The sequence below is a fragment of the Sphaerisporangium sp. NPDC049003 genome (assembly GCF_043197795.1).
Classification (GTDB): Bacteria; Actinomycetota; Actinomycetes; order Streptosporangiales; family Streptosporangiaceae; genus Sphaerisporangium.
In genome coordinates this window covers 30396-49359 of sequence record NZ_JBICTU010000041.1, presented here as the reverse complement: position 1 = coordinate 49359, position 18964 = coordinate 30396, and the positions used below count along the sequence as shown (strand labels likewise).

Sequence of the window (18964 nt, the reverse complement as noted above, 5' to 3'; positions counted from 1 at the left end):
GGTTCTTCTTGGTCGATGAACCCTTTACCGGAGACCTCTCTGCTTGTCCGGGCGCGACACGCCGTCACTCAGCCGACTTCGAAACAGGGCCTAGGCCGGTCACCACAGGGGCAGGAGCTTGAGGGCCTGCTCGAGGACTTGCTGCGGGGTGAGGGTGGTGGTGTCAATGACCTCGGCTTCGTTGTGCAGCCAGGTCGCGTACGCCTGCTCATACGGTTGGAGCTTGCGGCGCCGGAAGGCGCGGACCTTCTCACTGCGCTCGTCGTCGCCGGGGAACTCCATGCTGGATTCGATGCGGGTGGCGATGGTGTCGGTGTCGGCGTGGATGAGCAGGTGATGCACCTGCGCGCCGCCGGCCTGGATGGCGTCGAAGATCTGCATGGCGTAGTCGCGTCGGATCAGGGTCATCGGTGCGATCACGGGAGGTTGCCCGATGTAGCGGTCCAGATGGATGGCGGTGTCGGCGACCAGGGAACGCCACATCGGGTAGTCCTGGAAGTCCTTCAGTCGGGCGGGGTGGTCCTCGGGGATGCTTTTGCGCAGCAGGAACCCGACTTCTTCGGGATCGAACAGGATACTGCCGGCCAGCTCCTGATGGAGAAGCGTGGCAGTGGTGGTCTTGCCTACGCCGAACGGCCCGTTGATCCAGATGATCATGGTTGTCTGCCTTTCATGGTGGTCGCGGCCGATACTGGCCTGAGCTGCGGTTACGGCTGTTGGGGACCAGTGTCGCAGTCGCCGGGCAGGGTAGGGATGCGCCGCTGGTGGAAGGCCAGGGCGAAGTGGTGGGCGTGGAGGACCCAAAGCCGGTCGAGTTCGGGAATCGGATGGCGCGGGATGGTGAGGATGACGGTCTGGACGCCGGGGACGGCCGGGATCACCCGGTGGTCGTAGGAACCAAGGCGGGTGCTGCGGGGGCGCAGGTGCACGGCCAGTAGTCCGTCAGCCGAGTCGGGCACGACGATGTCGATGCGTGCTCGGTGGCCGGGGTGCAGCGCCTGGGGGGAGCGGATGGTCAGCGGGGGCGTGTGGTCGGGAAGGCTGAGCGCGGCCCCGCAGCGTGGGCAGCCGACCGTGATACGGGGGGCCAAGCCCAAAGTACTGACCAGGTGTTCGCGGGTGCGGGGTGCCGCGCAGTGCGGGCAGGGGTCGGCGACGCTGAGATGTTCGGTGCGGTGGTGGGCTCGGGCGGCGGTCACCTGGCGGGTGAAGGCACCGCCGCGGGTGCGGCTGAGGATCGCCAGGACCGAGTGGGACCAGGCCAGGGACGCCTCCTCCAGCTCCCGCACGTGGATACCGGAGTCGGTGTGACTGCGTAGGGCACAGAGCATCGATTCGGCGGCGTGGAGGCGGTGGGTGGCGATTTCGGTGAGGCAGTTATCCAGGTCGAGGTCGGGCCGGTGGTGCAGTGAGGCGCGCAAGGCGCTTTCGAAGGCCGCCGCCTCCTCGATCCGTGCCTGCCAGGCCGGTAGGTCGCTGGTGTCGGGCTTGCCCGATGAGCTGGGTGTCTGCTGCGGGGTGGGATCGGCCGGTGCGGGCCGGGACCGGGGGTGGGGGCGGTACTCGGGGTCGCCGATCAAAGCGGCGGAGGGGCCGCGGATACCGCGGCGGTGGCCGTCGTGGTCCAGGACGCTGACGCACCGGCCGAGCCGATGTCCGGCGTTCAGGACCGTGGCGGCTAGGTCGGGGTGCTCGCAGGTGGTGTTCAGATCGCCGCGTAGCAGGCCGAAGACCGCGGATGGGTAACCTTCGACGGCGTCCAGGATGAGGCTGAGGTCGGAGGGGTACTGCTCGGCGGGGCCGAGCGTGATGGCGTTGCACACGAACAGGCCCAGTACCTGGGTCTTGAGGTCGTGCGGCGCGAGCGGGATGTGCCTGCCGGTGGTGTCGGTCTTGCAGCGCGCGGGGGTGCATCCACCGGGGACGGGGATACCGGTGCTGGTGTGCTCGTGCTGACCGGTGAGCCCGCACAGGACGACGGCGCCGAGGTTGGCGTGGGCGGCAGAGCCGTGGGCGTCGATGAGCAGGGTGCGCCAGGTGTCGGCCAGGACCTCGTCGGTCGTGATCCGTTCGCCGTTCCTCCCGGGCAGGGTGTGGGACAGGCCGGTGGTGCCATCGATGAGGGCGGATCGGCCTGGTGCCCGCTCGGCGCGGGGGGTCGCGAGGATCTTGGCCAGGGCGAAGGTGATCGCGGCGTTGTCTCGGCCGGTGAGCAGGCCGACGGCGGTGCCGTGTGCGGCGTAGGAGTCCAGGAGGGGAAGCAGGACGGCCAGGGTGAGCTCCCGGGCGAGGGCGACGACCAGGACGGTGCCGCCGCGTGGACCCAGATCCTGCATGAGGGTGTCGGCGCTGGTGTGGTGCCGGTGCGATCGGCCGAGGGCGTGTGCGACCAGTTCCCCGAGGTGGGGGTCGCCGCCCAGACCGGCCACGCGGGCACCCGCAGGGGCAGGCCTCGCCGGTAGGCGCGGGGAGCCGTACCAGGCCAGGACGTGTGCCCAGCGGTCGGCCCGGTGCGCTTTGTGCGGCCGAAGAACCGGGATCGTTGCTTCAGCCAGCAGTGAATGGGCCTGGGTGAGGTCGTCGATCCACTGGTAGGCGCTGGGCAGAGGGTTCACCGGGATGCCTCCGTGGTCGTGGTGACCAGAGCACGAAGCGTGTAGCGGACGGGCACACCGCCGGCTGGGATGGCTCGGGCGGCATGGTGTGCGGCCGCCAGGCCGGCGGCGTGCTGTTCGGGGGTGGCTCGGTGCTGGTAGGGCCAGGCACGGTCCGTGAGCGAGGACAGCACCTCGGCCGGGGTGGGTCGCGCGGTGAAGCGGGCGAGTTCCCGGACCGTGGTGACAAGGCCTTGGGCGGACATGTGGGCGGTGATGCGTTGGTCGGTGCCCTTGCCGTAGATCAGCGGCATGGGTCGGCCGCGAAACGCCGCGGTGCGGTAGGCCGCCTCCAGCGCCGCCGGCGGGTTGGGCCCGTCGGGGTGGAGCAGCAGCCGGATGAATGAGCCACCCGGGCGCAGGAGCCGCAGAATCCGGTCGGCGGCGAGCAGCGGGTCGGGGGTGAACAGCAGCGCTTCGTGCTCGATGACGGTGTCCGCGCTGGCGTCGGGTAGGGGCAGGGCGAGGGCGTCGCCGATCACAACCCGCACGTCGGGCAGCCGCCGGGCTGTCAGCCGTTCGGCCATCGCCGGAGAGGGTTCGGTGGCGGTGTAGGTGGCCGGGCCGTGTCCGGCCAGGTGGCTGGTGATCCGGCCGGTTCCCGCGCCGAGTTCGATGACGTCCTGTCCGGCCAGGGCCTCGGCGGACAACGCCCGCAGGGCGAGGGCCATGTCGTCGACGACCGGGCGGTGCCGGTCGTACACCGCGGCCAGGTCGGTGGTGTAGAGGGCGTCGCCAGGTGGCAGAGGGGTCAGCTCGGGGGCCTGGCCGAACAGCGGGGCCAAGGCGGCGGCGGTGTGGTGCCAGGGCCAGTCCGCGTCGGCGTCCAACACCAAAGCCGCGGTGTGCCGGAGATGTCGCAGCAGCGTGATCAGAGGTTGAAGGCAGCGGGGCAGGTCGCCGGGCAGAAGGGGGTTGGCGCTCCAGGAGGAGGTCAGCGCTTCGACGGCGGAGCCGGGCAGATAGCGGGTGGCTGTCGTGCCGGGCCAGGGCAGCATCTGGTGACGGGCCAGCAGGGTGGCGAGTTCAGTGAGGGCCTGCCGTGTTTCCTGCATGGCACAGGCGGCGGCCAGCGTGTCGCCGACGCGGTGGTGGGCGGCGGTATGGTGCAAGGCCCACGCCGCGTGGTGCAGGAGCCGGCGGGCGTATGGTGCGGCGACCGCGCGGGTGGCGGGCCGCCACGGGGGGAGGTGTTCGGCGGCGGCCTCCTGCGGGTTGATCCCCCATGCGGCCGAGTGACCGGCCGCGTGCCGGGCGTCTGCGTCCGGCGGCAGGAGCCGCCAGGTGGTGAGGGTGCCGTTGTCGCAGACGGTGGCGACGGCGTGCGGGCCGACCGGGGCTGCGGCGATGCCGGCGGCGGCGATGAGACGGTCGGCGAGTTCCTGCGGAGTGGAGGAGCTGGCCAGATACCGGACCGGGACGGCGGCGTGCTCGTCGGACTCGGCGTGCCCGGTGGGCGGCGCGATACCGGCCGGTGCGGGACGGCCTGGTGGGGGTGCGCTGGCGGTATCGGGGAGGCGGACTCCGAGGCCGGCTAAGAACGTCTCGAGCGCGGCGGCACTGGTGTAGAGGTGGGCGTGCAGGCCGACATGTGCGGCAGCGTGGACGTTGGCCGGGCTGTCGTCTGTGTAGGCGACTAAGCCGGCAGGCAGGTCCATCAGCGTCAGGGCGCGGGCGTAAGCCGGCGGGCTGGGTTTGGTCAGCCCGGTGTCGGCGGAGTTCACGACGTGGTCGAACAGGTCGGCCAGACCGTGCAGGCGCAGGTCGCTGTCGAGCACAGTGGTGTTGTTGGTGAGGGTGGCCACGACCAGGCCTGCGGCGCGGGCGCGACGCAGCAGCCCGACCATCGCCGGATCCACCTCCCCTCGGTCGGCGGACCAGATGTCGGCCGCGGCTGCCGCGCCGGGTCCGTACTTCTCTACGAGGCGTTCGCGTACGCCCTCCACCCATTCCTGCTGGGTAAGGACACCGACGTGGGCGAGGTCGAACCGGCTGTCGTAGGCGATCTCCCGGACCGCGCCGACGGGCAGATCGCAAGCGGCCTCGGCCGTGCGGGCGCTGCCGCGCCACAGGCGCACGACACCGTCGAGGTCGACGAGGAGTCCACGCACGGGCATGGACGTCATGAGGGACTCTTCGGCGCGAGGTGGTCGGCGAGGAACTGAGTGGTGGGTCGGGCGTAGAAGTCATCGAGGGTGATCGCGGTGCCGTAGTGCTCGTTGAGGAGTTGCAGGAAGGCCAGAGCGGTGAGGGAGTCGCCGCCCGCGGCGAAGAAGTCCCGTCCCTGGTCTGGGGGTGAGCCGGTCCACTGCTGCCACCAGCCGGCGGCGGCCTCGGGCAGGACGGCCCCGTTGGAGGAGGCCGGTGCCGGTGGTAGGGGCGCCCCGGCCAGGTTCCGGCGGTCGATCTTGCCGGAGGCGGTGCGCGGCAGGGAGGTGTGGCAGATGATCAGGGCGGGGACGGCGGTGGGCGGCAGTTGCCGCGCCAGATGCAGGCGCAGCGCCGTGGGGAGGTGCTCGGTGTCCTCGCCCTGGACGCCCTCGATGTGCAGGACCAGCCGGGGACGCCTGCCGTTTGAGGCGGGTTCGGCCAGTAGGGCGGCGGCGCGGATACCGGGCATGCGCACGGCGCACGCCTCGACTTCGCCGGGTTCCAGCCGGACGCCGCCGAGGTTGATCTGGTCGTCGATCCGCCCGAGAAAGGTGAGCTGGCCGTCGGGCAGGGCGCGGACGCGGTCGCCGGTGCGGTAGAGGCGGTGTCGGGCGCTGTGACTGGAGTCGCCGGGATGCCGGAGATCTAGGAATGCCTGCTCGGTGGCGGCGGGCATGCCCAGGTACCCGGTTGCCAAGCCGTCGCCGCCGAGATAGAGCTCTCCCGGTAGGCCGGCCGCAACGGGTCGGCGGTGCTCGTCGAGAACGCAGGCAAGCACGCCGGGCAGGGGCCGGCCGATGGGGACCGGGTCGTCGTCGGGGCGAATCCGATCGGCGAAGAACGCCTGGACGCAGACCTCGGTCGGCCCGTAGGCGTTGGCGACCTCATGCCGCTCCAGCCACCAGGCCACCGGGCCTGGGTGCAGGGCCTCACCGCCCAGGACGATCCGGCGCAGGTGTGGTAATTCGACCGCAGGTGTGGCGGCCAGTTGCGTGGGGGTGCAGGTGAAGGCGGTGATGCGGTGCCGTGCGAGGAACGCGGCCAGCGCCGGTCCGGGCGTCCGGTCGGCGGCGGAGGCAATTTGCAGATGCGCGCCCGTGGTCAGCGCGCACAGTACCTCCCACAGGACCGCGTCGAAGCTGGGGGAGGTCAGCTGCGCGATGCGGTCGCCAGAGATGATCGTGGCCAGGTGCGGCATCGCGGCCGCGCGGGAGGCCACGGCGCGATGCGGGACCGGCACCGGCTTGGGGGTGCCGGTACTGCCGCTGGTGTGCCACAGGCATGCCACCGCATCGTCACCCGGGGGCGCCTTGTGTGGTTCCTGCCCGACCGGGCCGGGCATCGTCCCCGCGATCGCGGTCACCGTGGAGGCCCACGCCGGTGCTCGTCCGGTGCGGGTGATCGCGCCTGCGGCGTGGCACCCTCGGGCGAGCCGGGCAAGTCGCTCGGGCGGGTGGGTCACATCCACGGGTACCGCCGCCGCCCCGGCCCGCCACGCGCCCAACAGCGCGGTGACCCAGGCGATGCCGGGAGAAAGTGCCAGCAGAACAGCTTCCCCGGCCAGTCCTGCGGTGTGCAGCGCGTTGGCCTGACGGCCGGCTGCCGCCCACAGCTGCGTGTAGGTGATCCGCCGTTCGTCCTCGGCGACGGCGACCGCGTCGGGGGCACGGGCCACGGAGATCGACAGTAAGTCGGTGAGAGTGCTCATCAAGCGGCCTCCCGTCGGGGCGAAACGACGTTCTCACGGGCTGTTCGTAGCAGGTCGAGGGTGTTGAGCAGATCCCGGTGCGGTACCGAGAGGTTGACCCGGATGCGGATCTGTCCCGGGTACAGGGCCTGCCAGGAGCCGCTGGTGCCGCCGAACAGGACGGTGGGGTTGAGCTTGAGAGCGAACTGCCGCCCCACGGCGTTGACCCAGCCAACGATGTCGTCGGGGTGCTCGGGCCCGGCGGTCAGGCGGGGCAGTAACGAGTAACCCGCCATGGGCCGCAGTTGCCGACCGGTCTCCAGCAGGCCTTCGGTGTGTCGGCCCAACAGGTCGAAGGCGGTCGTGAAGTGGGAGCTCATCGCGTCCAGATGATCGACAATGGCCCGAAAGGCGGTCTCGGAGGGAAGGGCGGGAACCCGGTAGCGGGCGTATTGGGCACGCAGCCACCGGTAGCGGTCGCAGAACGCGGCTGGCCGGCCGCTGTCGGCGGCTTCGGCCAGCAACAGCGTCGCCAGGTACAGCAGGACCAGTTGCCCGGCCAAGGGATTGCTTGAGGCGGTGCGGTCGAAGACCTCGCCGCGGACGGCACTGATCAGAGGCTCGTGGCCGCTGATCAGCAAGCCGGAGCGGATGCCGGGCACGCACAGATCCTTGGACGGTGTCATCAGCACCGCTGCGTCCTGGATGCCTGCGGACAGAGCTGCGCGAACGTGTTCGGTGACCATGTGAGGGGCCGGCCCTGAGCCACCGGCCAGGAACACCACATCGATGACCCGGAAGTCGACCTGGACCGGGGGCGGCACATACAGGGTGCCGGTGACTCCGTTGGGGAAGATCTCCACCAGCGCGGTGTGGCGGGCGCTCGCACCGGTTGCGTCCATGACACCGTCGTGGCGGTAGCGGCCCAGCACGGTGCCGCCGCAGCGGTGCGGGGTCTGCTCGAAGGCGTAATAGCAGGGGGCAGGTAACCATAGTCCGGTGTCGCGACCGGCCAGGAACCGGATGACCAGCGCGATGCCCTCGGTGGCGCCGCTGGTGAACACGATCTGATCGGCGTCCAGTGCGCAGCCCAGGTAGGCCCCGGCCAGGGCGGCGGCCAGGGCCCGATCGTGGCCGTCGGCCGCGGTGCCGTACTGGTGTAGTCGATCATCGTCCGCGCAGGCCTTCAGCGCCCGGCATAGGAATCGGTGGACCACGGGCGCAGCCGGGTAGAGGTTGTAGCCGAACCCGAGCTGCGCGGAGTCGGAGGGGACACCCTCGCGCAGTTCCCGGTACACGGTGACGCAGGGTGCTTCCTCGGCAATCCGCGGAGCTTCCAATAGGGCGGCCATCAGGCAATCTGCCCTACAAACGACGCGGCCGTCCAGGAGGCGTCTCCTACCGCGTCGCGGGTAAGCGCCGGGGCGAAGGGGTAGGCGAGGGTGGAGCGCAGCTCGGCGGTCTGCCGAGCCAGGTCCACCGGCGGGCGCTCCCCCTCGACAGCGGAGGTCATGATCGCGGCCAAGCGGGGCATGTCGGCCGGGGTCAGACCCGTCCAGGCCGCCTCGGCGAGGCCCAGACGCAGGGCGGGCTGTTTCAACGGCAGGTCGGAGAGCCAGTTGACGTGGATTCCGGCTGCATACAACCGTTCGGCGGCCTCCCGCGCGGCAAGGCGCGGGGTGGTGACCCACAGCTGATGGGTGCGGGTGTAGCCGAACTCGGCACCGGCCACCTCCCATCCGGCGTGCGCGAGCTCCTTGCCCAACGACCGGGCGGTGGCGACCACGGCGTGGGCGTAGGCGCCGGCCTGGTCGGCGAACGCCGCAAGACTCAAACCCAGGGCGGCCACAGCCCCGATGTGATGGTTGGAGACCAGCTGCGGCTGCACCGCCTGAATCTTGGCGTGGACGGACGCGTCGCGGGTGGCGATGATGCCCTTCTGCGGACCGGGGAACGTCTTATGGGTGGAAGCCGACATGCTGTCGGCGCCCTCGGCGAGCGGGTTGGGCAGCGCCCCGCCCAGCACCAGGCCCAGGGGGTGGGAGATGTCAACGTGCACGTGTGTGGCGGGGCTCACCTGTTTGACCGCGGTGACCACCCGGGCGGTGTCGACCGGGTCCAGGGCATGGCACTGGTCCAGATAGATCAGACTTGGCCGGTACATCTCGCAGACCTCGGCGAGTTGTTCGAGGTCCAGCTCGTGCGGCCCGCAGCCGGGCAGGTGAACGACCGGGTGGCCCAGGCGGCGGGCGACGTCAGCGGTGGCGTAGTGGCCGCCTTGGCCCGTGGCGATGCACGCCACGGTCTCGCCGCTCTGCCCGCCGAGCGCGGTGATCACCATCTCCATCGCGTGTAGCCCCGACAGGGGGCGGACATTGACGTGCTCGGCACCGGCCAGACGGCGCAGCAGCGGCACCGCCAGCCCGGTCTCCAGCCACGCCGCGCTCTTAGCCGACGGGAAGTTCCAGCCGCCCGCCGCCGGGTCAGGGTCCTGCTCGAACATGTAGCGGTTGTAGAGGTCGCAGATCAGCGGCAGGCGAGCGAACGGCACCATGGCGTTCTCCGCCGCGATGAGGCTGATCGTGGCCAGCGAGCGCTCCTGATGGGCGCGCAGCACAGTCAGTCCGGTGGCCAACAGGTCGGCTCCGCTCGGCAGGAGTTCGGTCATCGCTGCTCCATAGGGGGTGGTTGTGGGCGGCGGCCGGGGTCATGCCCGCGGCTTGAGGGTGAACAGGCCGCGCAGCAGCAGTCGCGGCGCGTCCGGGTCGTCTCGGTAGGCGGTGCGGCCGTGACCGATACGGTCATTGGCCAGCACCAGGGCCTGCCCGGCGTCGAGGCTGAAGTCGATGCGGTGCCGGCTTCCCGGCCGGGCCGCGGTCTCCAAGAAGGCGAGTGCCCGTTCCAGGGCCGCCCGATCGTCGGCTGGGTGGTAGGTGTCGGTTGCGGTGCGGCTGTAGCGGGTGATCGGCAACCCACAGGAGTCGATGGCGAACGCCGGCCCGAAGGTGACCTGATCGGCCACCAACGTCGACCGGCGCTCCAGCGCCCGGTCGTGGTCGAGCTGAGCCGCAGCCGCCGGGTCCCGGTGACGGAGCTCGGCGTAGGCGGCGACCGCGTTGAACAGGTAGGTCGCGCCTCCGTTGACGGCTGGGCGGACACAGATCATCACTGTGGTAGGGATCTGACCGAGCTGCTGCAACGTGCCGTCGCAGTGGACGTTCTGCCCGGCACGATTCTGGAATGGGTGGTCGGCGTTCGGATCGGCGGTCAAGCGGCTGATACCGCCGGTGGTGTGAGAGCTGGCGGCGTACAGCGGCGGGGTGAACGGTTCACCCAGGCCAAGCGCTCCGGCCATTGCGGTGAGGTCCTGCCCGGTCGGGACGGTGCGGGCGAGTTGCACGACGGTGTATCCGCGGCGACGGTAGGACTCGACGATCATCCGCCGGTCGTGTGCGTCGGGGATCGACCAGTCGCCGACCTGGATGGGTTTGGCGGGCGAGCCGGTGAAGTCGGGCAGGAGCCGGGCACGGGCCGAGGCGTTGAGGGCGGGAACGGGCATGAGGTCCTCCGGTGAGGGGGTCAAAGGACGGCGGGAGGTCGCTGGTCGAGTGCCGGATGCTCGGCCAGCAACGTGTCGATGGCACGGCAGTGGGCAAGGGCATGGCGGTCGGGAGCTGGTCGGCCGCTGTCCAGCAGGCGCAGCAGTGGGCCGATGTGCCGCTCCAGGGTGAAACGGTCTCGTGCCGCGGCCAGCGCGGTGAGATACCGCCTGCGCGCGGGGCCGTCGCGGGCGGCGTCGAGCAGGGCTCTGGCCAGCGCGTCGGGGTCGGCGGGATCCACGGCCGGGCCGATGCCTAGCGCGGCGACCAGGTCGCCGCTTGCCCCGTGGGAGTCGACGACGACCGGCAGGCCGTACAGGGCGGCGTCGCGCAATCGCAGCCGATGGCAGGTCATGTTCTCTGCGGTGCGTCCTCCGGTGACGACTAGCGCGCGGGCGGCCTTGACCCAGGCGTCGCGGCCGCGGTGCGGCACTGGTCCGGTAGGCCAGCGCAGATGGCCAACGACGTCGAGCTCCTTGGCCAGGTGCTGTAAGTCGGCGCGTGGGACCGGCGCGGGTTCGTACAGCAGCCGTAGCGACAGCGCGCTCCCGGTTTTGGCGGCGGCCGCGAGCGCGGCCAGGACGGGAGCGGGGTGGCAGTAGTCCCACACGCCGCCGTTCCACAGCACATCGCAGCGCCCCGCCTGTTGCGCGGTCGCGGCGGCGGCGGTGCGGGCGGAGTGGCGGTTAAAGCCGATCGGCAGCAGACTGACCAGATGCCGAAGCGCCGGGTCGGTGCGGTGGTGGGTGGTGCTCATCCGCCCGGCGGCCACCAGCGCCCCAAAGGTGGAGGCGCGCTCGGCCTCCGATCGCACCAGCAGGTGGTCGGCAAGCAGTAACTGCAGCCGCCAACGGGCGACGGTGTCGGCGTACAGCTCCTCCCCGGCGGCCCCGGAGAGTTTGTCGTAGTGCAGGTGCTCGATCGGAGGGGCGTTCTCGGCCACGATCAGCTTCCCGGCCCGGTACGCCGTCAAAACAAGCCGAGTGTCGGGCAGGTCTGTGGTGACGACGACATCGCAGGCCTTCACCTGGTCCCGGGCGTCGCCGGTGGTGATGCGAACTCCGGGGTGGGTGAAGTCGGACGTACGCGGAGCGACGAGAGTAACCTGGTGGCCGGCGTCCGCAAGGAGCTGGGCCAGTTCCCACATGCGCAGACCGATGCCACCGAGCCCGTCGTCGACCGGGTAGGGGCCGCAGAGAATCACGACGCCGCTCACCCGTGGTCTCTGTTCCAGTAGCCGGTCACCGACGGCCAGGTGCCCAGATCGGTGAACCGACCCACCTCGACGACCGCCGCCCCCAGTAGTACCTCCCGCTCGTCCTGCGAAAGCGGCGAGCGCAGAGCCGAGCGGTGCATGACCCGCACGCATGCCTCAGCCGATCGGCGGGCGAAGGCATAGCCGAACCACACAGCGTTGAAGCGGCCGGCCGCCTCGCGACCTGGCTTGTCGGCGAAGTCGCCCACTGACGGAGGCTCGTCCGGCTGCTCGTCCAAGCGCAGGGCACCGTCCACGGCCAGGCGGTCCACGTCGTCCTCACGCGCCGCCAGGAAGGCGACCTGGCTGCCCTTGTGGATCAGGCCGATGATGTCGCCGATCGCCTCCGGCGCGGGGCTGTCCAACACCTGGTCAGGCAGCAGGACGAGCGTGGCCGGGCCGAACCAGGCCGCGGCGCTCAGCACGGCTCCGGTGGACTCCGGCCACACCGGGTCCTGGAAGGTGAGCGCAAGCGGTATCCGCCACGCGCCGCACACCTGGATCAGATGACGCACGGTCGCCTCCCGCCGCTCCCAGTGCTCACCGAGGACGGCGACCACTCGGAGCCGGTCGGCCTGCGGAGCGAGAAGATCGAGCGTGGCATCCAAGGCGACCCGCCGCTCGCCGATCGGCAGCAGTTCCTTGGGCATGGGCAGACCCAGCCGGGTGCCCTGCCCGGCGAGCGGGAGGATCACGGTGTCACGGCAGCCTTCGCTCATGCGCGATCCCGTCCCGTGAGGTGGACGGCCTCGATGACCGTCTCGGCGCCGATCTGGACCTCCTGCGGCGTGACGATCAGTGGGGGAGCCAAAGTGATCACGGGCCCGAAGTGGCGGACCAGCACGCCACGCTCCTGGGCCGCGCCCGTGACCTCAGCGGCGCTTTCCAAGCAGTCCATCTCCACACCCACCAGGAGACCGAGACCACGCACATCCCGCACACAGGCGCTGGCCCGCAACGGTGCCACGGCGGCGAGCAACTGCTCGCCGCGGGCGGCTGCGGCCGTGACCAGGTTCTGCTCTTCCAGGACGTCCAGAACGGCCAGAGCGGCTGCGCACGCGGTGGCGTGCCCGCCGGTGGTATGCCCGTGGCGCAGCCCGCCCAGCAGCGGATCACGGCGAAACACCGCGTAGATGTCTTCGCCGACGGTCACCGCCGACAGCGGCGCATACCCGCCCGTGAGGCCTTTAGCGGTGGTGAGGATGTCAGGCCCGGTGCCGGGGTCCAGATCGTGCTCGAAGCCGAACATCCTGCCGGTGCGACCGATACCAGTGGCAACCTCGTCGGCGATGAGAAGAATCCCATACCGGTCGCAGATCTCTCGCAGTGCGCGCAGATGCCCGCGTGGCGGCACGATCACCCCACCCACGCTCAACACCGGCTCTACCAGCACCGCCGCAACTCGGTCCGGCCCGATCCTCTGGATCTGCTCGCGCCACTGGTCGGGTCCAGGTATCTGGCAGGACTCGTGCGTCTGCCCGGCCGCGCACAAAACGCAGCGTGGCGTGGCCAGGTGCGCGTATCCATCGGGAAACGGGCCGCTGCCCTGGCGGCGGAAGCCCACACCGGTGGCAGCGACGGCAGCGACGGTCGCCCCGTGGTAGCCGTCGAAGAAGGACAGGACCCAGGTGCGTTCGGGTCGGCCGGACAGTGCGTGCCACATGCGGGCGATCTTCATCGCTGCTTCCGTGGCCTCCGAGCCGGAGTTGCAGTACAGCGTACGATTTAGTCCCTCGGGGGTGATCGAGGCGATGCGCTGGGCCAGCAGGGCGGCTGGCACCGTGCCGACCTCGGCCAGGTCCCATGTCATCAGCGAGGAGGCCTGCTTGCTGATGGCCTCGACTACACGGGGGTGACCGTAGCCCACTGCTGCGTTGAGGGTGCCCGCCCGTAGGTCAAGGTAGGACCGGCCGCGGTCGTCCACGACACGGCAACCGTGTCCTTCCACCAGCATCAGCCGCTCGATTGCCAAATCCACCGGACTCCACGGATGCCACAGATGCGCGGCATCGGCCTGCCGTGCACCAGTTGCCTCGGCTTCCAGGATCGGCCGTCTAGCCACGACACGCACAGCTTTCCTCCCTCTCATGCGGGATCTCGCCTGGGCGGGTGGGGAGGGAGATCCCTGCGCAGCGCAGTTAATCGCCCGCCGACACTCGATCCGTCCCTAGTTAGGGCGAACGCCTCGTCGGCGATCACGCGAGCCATGTCCCCCGGTTTGCGGTCGCTGCTGTCGACCACCAACAGCCGCCGGTGGCGGCGGCCCATCCCGTGCACGTGGAAGGCATGGAAGCGTTCGGCGAACGCCGAGTCCTGCACGCTGCGCACATCACGGCAGTCGACGTAGTCACGGCCCGCTATTCGCTTCGCCCGCGCTGCAGGCGAGGCGTGGAGGTAGATGGCGAGGTCGAAGGGAGCCAGCAGCTTGGGCCACCGGAGAAACAGCGCCGCCGCGAGGTACGGTCCTCCTGCCATGCCGAAGGCCACGGTTCTGTCCGCATAGCCGTCCTGGATGATCACGGCATTGTACGGACGGGGTGGATCGAACCGGACCAGAAGGCTGTCCAGCGCGAACCCACCGACCAGATAAGCAGTCGTGGTCCACCAACTATCGGGCTGCCGCGCGGAGGAGAGCTGTCGCAGCACCTGCTCCAGCGGATGGTGCTCGGCGAGCATGCCCCGGTGCCGCGTCGCGGAGATCCCGCGCGACGCGAACTCGGCGATCAGGGCACGGACCAGCGTCGTCTTGCCGGCCATGTCAAGTCCGTCAATGAGAATACGCATGCCGGTCCTTTGCAGACGGGTAGAAGTATGCGGATGCGGCGCGGCACGGGAGCGAGGCCGGGTCGGCTGGCCAACGGGGACAAGGCTGGTCATGGGCGCCTCCCCGGTTCGTAACGTTCGTCGGCGGGGGCCTGCGAGTACTTCCTGCCGGGCGTAAGGCGGGTACCGCTGCTGAACTGGCCTGCACGGCCTCGCGTAGCCAGGTACTGCCGACAAAAGACCACGATGGTCGACCAGATGCCGCTCTGCATGACGGCGATGCATCCGATCGCGTCACAGTGCTTCCAGCGGTTGATGGTGCCGTACTGGTCCCCTTCAGCGGCGGCTCGTTCACGGGTGTCCTGGGCCGGGGCGGAGAAGGGATATTCGAGCCGGTAGTCGAGGGTGGCTCTGTAGGCGAGATGAGCGCAGCAAGATCCACCTGTGAGGAGGAACCCGTCAATCCTTGCCGGCGACTCCAGGCAACGCGACCTACGTGCAGGAGGACATAGAAGGGGCCGGCTCCTTCTGACCCACCGCGCGCGCATCAGGCGACGCTCGAGTAAACGTCCGCTCCCACTCTGGCCCACATAACCTTGCCGTCTGTGAGGCGTTGCACGCCGAATGCGTCGGCGTACTGCGCCACCAAGTACAGGCCTCGTCCGCTGGGCGCATCCAGATCCGGCATCTCCTGGGGAACACTCGGCACCACGGTGGAGTAATCCCGTACGCCCAGTTGAACGCCGAAGTCCAGACCGCGCACCGTGAGCACGAATTGTTCGCTGTCGGTATGTCGGACATTGCTGCACAACTCGGTGAGGACCAGCAGACACCGATCCGATACCTGCTGCATCTTCCACAAGGCCAGATGAATCTCCATGAGCCGTCGGATGGGCTCCAACGCCTGGGCGTTGAATTGCTGAGCTATGGAAAACCGCTGCTCAGGAGCCGAGCGCTCTTCCATCGTCGTGGCGTCCATGGCCCCTCCGCGGGGTGGGCAGCAAGTGCGTGCAGCCGACCGCGTCACGCTTCAACGTCAACCCGACACGATCTGTGTTCCGAGAACGATGATGAGCGAAACCCCGCTCTCGCGCAATAGGCTTATGGAGAAAGTTTCTCCAGAGAAATCAGCCATACCAGCAACATGGCGGGTTCCGCTAGGCTCTTCACAGGGAGGTCTTCATGCCAGAGGTCAGAGCTACCGTGCGGCGTCGGCGCCTGGGTCGGGAACTGGAGGAGCTACGGCGCGCGTGCGGGCTCACGCTGGAAGACGCCGCTGTTCTTCTCCAGCGTCCCAAGACGTCTCTCAGCAAGATCGAGAACGGCAGGCAGCAGCTTCCGGTCAGAGATGTGCCGTTCATCCTCGACCAGTACAAACTCCAGGACCCGGCCCGCTATGAAGCGATCATGGAGCTGGCGCGCCAGGCCGCCAAACGAAACTGGTGGCAGCAGTTTCACGGGGTTGTGCGCGACCCCTTCGCCGATTACCTCAGCCTTGAGGAGGCGGCAACCTTGATCTTCAAGTGGTCGCCGCTACTCATCCCAGGATTGCTGCAAACCGAGGCTTACGCACGTCATGTGGTGGCCGCCAGCCGTATGTGGCAAACCGACGAGGAGATCGACAGGTTCGTGCAGTTACGCATGAACCGCAAAAGCACGGTTCTGGACCGTGACGACCCGTCGCAGCTGTGGGTGGTGCTGTCGGAGATGGCCGTCCGCCAGCGCGTGGGCACCCCAGGCACGGCGGTCATGAGAGAGCAACTGGAACATCTCAGGGACATAGCCGCCGACCGCAGCCGCTCCCACGTCCAGATCGTCCTGCTGCCCTATTCGGCAGGCGAGCACGCCGGACTCGAAGGCGCTTTCACATGGATGCGTTTCGAGGCCGGCCCCGACATCGTCTGCCTGGAAGCACTCACCTCAGCGCAATATCTTGAAGAGGAAGACGAGGTGGGTCGATACGCGACAGCCGCTGACCACCTTCGCTCGGCTGCCCAATCACCCCGCGATACAATCGCGACACTCAATAAGATGATCAAGGAACTGTGAGCGAAATGACCACCTGCCCCGTCCCCGAATCCCTGATCTGGACCACCAGCAGCTTCAGTGACGGGGGAGCCAACTGCGTCATGGTAGGCCGTGGGGCCACCGATTTCGTGGGCGTGGGCGACTCGAAGACCGCCGACATGCCGGCCATCATGTTCCCCATCACGGCCTGGTCGCAGTTCCTCAACACCATCAAGACCGATCCGCTCAACGCCGAGCCCATTGATGACGAGCCGATCGCGTGGCCGCAGGAAAAGTCGGCGTTGTACGAGCTCGACCTTACCGGCGTCACATGGCAAAGCGCCCCGGGAAGCAGTCCAACCGACCGCGTTGAAATCGCTCTTCTCGGCGATGGGGCGGTTGCCTTGCGCCATCCGAAGTCGACCACGCCCCTGCGCTACACCCGCGGCGAATGGAGAGCATTCACCCGTGGTGTCATGGCCAACGAGTTCGACGTACCAGCACCCGCATGACAGAAGACCCGCGACAGGACACCACCCCACCTGAAACGAAACCGTCCTGGCCAGGATCCTCAACCACTCTCATGGGACACGATGCGGTGACCAAGGAACGCCGGTTCGGGGATCACAGCCAAGCGCACCGTGAATGGCGCGCTTCACGTGCTCGCCGCCCACGCCCCCGGGCTGGCGCCCGCACCGGTGCGCGCATCTCAGCAGCCTCCCGCCGACGGTGGAGATGTCACGACTGGCAGGTCTACCGCTGGGCTCCACGCCGCCGACGCATCAGCAACGAGGCGATAGCCGCCGCCATCACCACGGTGCAGACTGCGATCCCGACCCCGACCCCGACCCCGACCCCGATGCCGGTGCTCGCCGAACGCCCGCCGCGACTGGGGACATCCCGCCGCGATGCTCACCGAGGTCAGAACCTGGTACGCCAGGCGACCACAATTGGGGTCTGACCCGCTGGTGACCAAGGCCTTCGACGCCGGAGCCGGATGGCTCTTCCACTAAATCCTGGACGCAGCGACCGCCGCGCCAACGGCGGTGGTCTTCGGATCCGGAGAGGGCAACTTGGCCAACTTGACCGTTTGGCCGGGGCGCGGCAGAGGCCCTCGAAGGGCCGTTCACCCAACCGGGTCAAGGCGCACAGCACTCGACCATGTTCCCGTAGGCCACCGAAATCTCCCTCTGAACCGTGCCGGGCACTTCACGACATCATCCCGGCGCAGTTCATACTTGCCTGGTTGGCCGCAGCAGTACGGCCCAGGCGGTGATAGTGCTCACTCATCAGCGGCTATCCCGCACCGAGTCTGCCCGCCAGCTTGACCCGGTAGCTCCCATTAGGCGGCGAGTTGCTCGGGAGCAGGCTCCCGAGTGCTTCTCGGGGGGCGCTGGGCGAGAGCTGCTTGGATCCGTGATGCTTTGGGGTGGCCGACCCGGAGCTCTCGTTTGATCCGGCGGATCGAAGGGATCTCTCCTTCGTCGAGCTCGTTGGCGTAGAGCTCGATCGCGGCGAGGACGTCCGGGTCCGGGAGGGGCCGCAGAGCGGCTTCGGGGCTGTCGCCCGGGGAGAACGTCTCGGAGTGATCGTCGGCAGGGTCGGCGGACGCTGCTGCCTGTTCTGGTGGGTGTTCCTTTCCCGAGGCGGGGGCGGTTGGGGTGGGGCGGGCGTCGCGTAGGAGGCGGATGAGGAGTTCGAAGGAGCCGACCGCGACCAGGGCGGGCCAGCCGGCCACGATGGCTCCGACGATGCCGTGTCCGAGGCCGTTGGCGACGTTGGCTCCGACGGTGGCGCAGACGCCGATGAAGAGCAGGCCCCAGGCGTGCCAGGGTGCTCTGCGGTTCTTGCGGGTGTAGTGCAGGATCACCAGGGAGCAGGTCGCGACCAGCCCGTCGACGGTCAGGGGAAGGGCTTGGGCGGTGGTGCCGGTTTCGCCGTAGCGGGTGACGAGCCGGTAGGCGTGTCCGTAGCTGATCACGGCGGCGATCCCGGTGACCACCAGGACGGAGAACGCCGCTCCCCAGCGGATCACCCGGTCTCCGCTGGTCTCCTCGGCGTTTCCGGTCGCCTTCTCGGCGTCTTCGGCCAACGCGACAGCGGGTTCTGCCCACGGGACGGTATCGGTCTGGTATTGAGAATCGTCGGTCAAGTACTACTCCAAGTCATCGGATCAGAGGAGAAGCGCGCTCCTGGGGGTGTGGGAGCGGTTCAGGCGGCTGCGCGGGTCCGGAGCTCGGACAGCGGAAGCGGTCGGGAGCGGCCTGCGCGCCGGTCACGCAGGATCGCCACATCGCCGAGTTGGTCGCGAAGGTCTTGCTCGGTGGCCTCGGCGGCGGCGAACCCTGTGGGATCGACGGCGAGCATGTGGGCCCATTGGCGGATTCCCGCTCTCACGCAGAAGCCGCTGCAGTTCGCGTGGCTCAGGTTGTAGGGCGGGTAGTAGAGGGCCGGCGGACGCAACCCGAGGTTGATGGCCCAATCGAGCATCTCGGTCTTGGTCAGGTACGGCCGTTCGCACATCGGGAACTCGACCGTCCACGGAGCCCAGCCCCGTGTGATCGACGAAGTCCGGTGTGCTTCGAAGTGATCGATGCCGACGTAGAGGATCGCCTGGTGCGGGTCGATGTGGGCTTCCAGCCAGCGGCGGGCCGGAACCTGCTTCAACCAGCGAGAGCAGGGCGCGACGCGGTTGTTCCCGAGGAAACGGACGTCCCGGAACAGCTCGAAGGGCGTCCGCCCGTCGCAGACCCGGACGACGGGGAGGCCGAGTTGCTCGGCCGCGTCCCGGCTGAAGCGGTACAGGTCGGGATGCTCGATGAGGGTGTCGGCGAATACCAGGATCATC

General features: G+C 69.1%; 16 protein-coding genes. 2 read left to right on the top strand and 14 right to left on the bottom strand.

The window, feature by feature from the left end:
• Nucleotides 1-99 precede the first annotated feature (99 nt).
• From ACGFIV_RS32625 to ACGFIV_RS32570, 12 genes are all read right to left on the bottom strand, one after another.
• On the bottom strand, nt 100-657 hold the full coding sequence (locus ACGFIV_RS32625; protein ID WP_392838776.1) for an AAA family ATPase: 558 nt from the start codon (nt 655-657) through the stop codon (nt 100-102).
• Between the two features lie 50 nt (nt 658-707).
• Complete coding sequence (locus tag ACGFIV_RS32620) at nt 708-2615, bottom strand: hypothetical protein (RefSeq protein WP_392838774.1); 1908 nt, start codon at nt 2613-2615, stop codon at nt 708-710.
• The gene (locus ACGFIV_RS32615; protein WP_392838772.1) at nt 2612-4780 is read right to left on the bottom strand and encodes an HAD-IA family hydrolase; all 2169 of its coding nucleotides are present in this window, start codon (nt 4778-4780) and stop codon (nt 2612-2614) included. Before ACGFIV_RS32615 ends, ACGFIV_RS32620 begins: the two co-directional genes overlap by 4 nt.
• Nucleotides 4777-6513 carry a non-ribosomal peptide synthetase gene (locus tag ACGFIV_RS32610; RefSeq protein ID WP_392838770.1) on the bottom strand — a complete coding sequence of 579 codons (1737 nt, stop codon included), beginning with the start codon at nt 6511-6513 and terminating at the stop codon, nt 4777-4779. Before ACGFIV_RS32610 ends, ACGFIV_RS32615 begins: the two co-directional genes overlap by 4 nt.
• Nucleotides 6513-7790, bottom strand: a complete 1278-nt coding sequence (locus tag ACGFIV_RS32605) for an aminotransferase class I/II-fold pyridoxal phosphate-dependent enzyme (RefSeq protein WP_392838768.1) — start codon at nt 7788-7790, stop codon at nt 6513-6515. Before ACGFIV_RS32605 ends, ACGFIV_RS32610 begins: the two co-directional genes overlap by 1 nt.
• Nucleotides 7791-7843: 53 nt before the next feature.
• Nucleotides 7844-9160 (bottom strand): hypothetical protein, encoded by a 1317-nt coding sequence (locus tag ACGFIV_RS32600; RefSeq protein ID WP_392838766.1) that lies wholly within the window; start codon nt 9158-9160, stop codon nt 7844-7846.
• A gap of 39 nt (nt 9161-9199) precedes the next feature.
• On the bottom strand, nt 9200-10051 hold the full coding sequence (locus ACGFIV_RS32595; RefSeq protein ID WP_392838764.1) for a TauD/TfdA family dioxygenase: 852 nt from the start codon (nt 10049-10051) through the stop codon (nt 9200-9202).
• 20 nt (nt 10052-10071) lie between these two features.
• A complete protein-coding gene (locus ACGFIV_RS32590) occupies nt 10072-11307 on the bottom strand; it encodes a hypothetical protein (RefSeq protein ID WP_392838762.1) in 1236 nt (411 codons plus the stop codon).
• Nucleotides 11304-12065 carry a hypothetical protein gene (locus tag ACGFIV_RS32585; protein WP_392838760.1) on the bottom strand — a complete coding sequence of 254 codons (762 nt, stop codon included), beginning with the start codon at nt 12063-12065 and terminating at the stop codon, nt 11304-11306. Before ACGFIV_RS32585 ends, ACGFIV_RS32590 begins: the two co-directional genes overlap by 4 nt.
• Complete coding sequence (locus ACGFIV_RS32580; RefSeq protein ID WP_392838758.1) at nt 12062-13417, bottom strand: aspartate aminotransferase family protein; 1356 nt, start codon at nt 13415-13417, stop codon at nt 12062-12064. Before ACGFIV_RS32580 ends, ACGFIV_RS32585 begins: the two co-directional genes overlap by 4 nt.
• 14 nt (nt 13418-13431) lie before the next feature.
• Nucleotides 13432-14130, bottom strand: a complete 699-nt coding sequence (locus ACGFIV_RS32575) for a hypothetical protein (protein ID WP_392838756.1) — start codon at nt 14128-14130, stop codon at nt 13432-13434.
• Nucleotides 14131-14656: 526 nt separating this feature from the next.
• Nucleotides 14657-15088 carry an ATP-binding protein gene (locus tag ACGFIV_RS32570; RefSeq protein ID WP_392838754.1) on the bottom strand — a complete coding sequence of 144 codons (432 nt, stop codon included), beginning with the start codon at nt 15086-15088 and terminating at the stop codon, nt 14657-14659.
• Between the two features lie 203 nt (nt 15089-15291).
• Here ACGFIV_RS32570 and ACGFIV_RS32565 point away from each other — a divergent pair, with 203 nt between their 5' ends.
• On the top strand, nt 15292-16158 hold the full coding sequence (locus ACGFIV_RS32565; protein ID WP_392838752.1) for a helix-turn-helix domain-containing protein: 867 nt from the start codon (nt 15292-15294) through the stop codon (nt 16156-16158).
• A gap of 5 nt (nt 16159-16163) precedes the next feature.
• Entirely contained in the window at nt 16164-16628 is a 465-nt protein-coding gene (locus ACGFIV_RS32560; protein WP_392838780.1) for a DUF397 domain-containing protein, read from the top strand.
• An 830-nt stretch (nt 16629-17458) separates the two neighbouring features.
• On the opposite strand, the gene ACGFIV_RS32555 is transcribed toward ACGFIV_RS32560, so the two are convergent.
• Together ACGFIV_RS32555 and ACGFIV_RS32550 are read right to left on the bottom strand one after the other, a co-directional pair.
• Nucleotides 17459-18208 (bottom strand): DUF2637 domain-containing protein, encoded by a 750-nt coding sequence (locus tag ACGFIV_RS32555; protein ID WP_392838750.1) that lies wholly within the window; start codon nt 18206-18208, stop codon nt 17459-17461.
• Between the two features lie 119 nt (nt 18209-18327).
• Nucleotides 18328-18963: a hypothetical protein gene (locus tag ACGFIV_RS32550; protein WP_392838748.1), complete on the bottom strand. Its 636-nt coding sequence runs from the start codon at nt 18961-18963 to the stop codon at nt 18328-18330.
• Nucleotide 18964: the final 1 nt, after the last annotated feature.

Coding starts and splice junctions, on each gene's coding strand:
- ACGFIV_RS32625 (WP_392838776.1), bottom strand. CDS start 657: ATGATCATCTGGATCAACGGGCCGTTCGGCGTAGGCAAGACCACCACT.
- ACGFIV_RS32615 (WP_392838772.1), bottom strand. CDS start 4,780: ATGACGTCCATGCCCGTGCGTGGACTCCTCGTCGACCTCGACGGTGTC.
- ACGFIV_RS32610 (WP_392838770.1), bottom strand. CDS start 6,513: ATGAGCACTCTCACCGACTTACTGTCGATCTCCGTGGCCCGTGCCCCC.
- ACGFIV_RS32600 (WP_392838766.1), bottom strand. CDS start 9,160: ATGACCGAACTCCTGCCGAGCGGAGCCGACCTGTTGGCCACCGGACTG.
- ACGFIV_RS32595 (WP_392838764.1), bottom strand. CDS start 10,051: ATGCCCGTTCCCGCCCTCAACGCCTCGGCCCGTGCCCGGCTCCTGCCC.
- ACGFIV_RS32585 (WP_392838760.1), bottom strand. CDS start 12,065: ATGAGCGAAGGCTGCCGTGACACCGTGATCCTCCCGCTCGCCGGGCAG.
- ACGFIV_RS32575 (WP_392838756.1), bottom strand. CDS start 14,130: ATGCGTATTCTCATTGACGGACTTGACATGGCCGGCAAGACGACGCTG.
- ACGFIV_RS32570 (WP_392838754.1), bottom strand. CDS start 15,088: ATGGACGCCACGACGATGGAAGAGCGCTCGGCTCCTGAGCAGCGGTTT.
- ACGFIV_RS32565 (WP_392838752.1), top strand. CDS start 15,292: ATGCCAGAGGTCAGAGCTACCGTGCGGCGTCGGCGCCTGGGTCGGGAA.
- ACGFIV_RS32560 (WP_392838780.1), top strand. CDS start 16,164: ATGACCACCTGCCCCGTCCCCGAATCCCTGATCTGGACCACCAGCAGC.
- ACGFIV_RS32550 (WP_392838748.1), bottom strand. CDS start 18,963: ATGATCCTGGTATTCGCCGACACCCTCATCGAGCATCCCGACCTGTAC.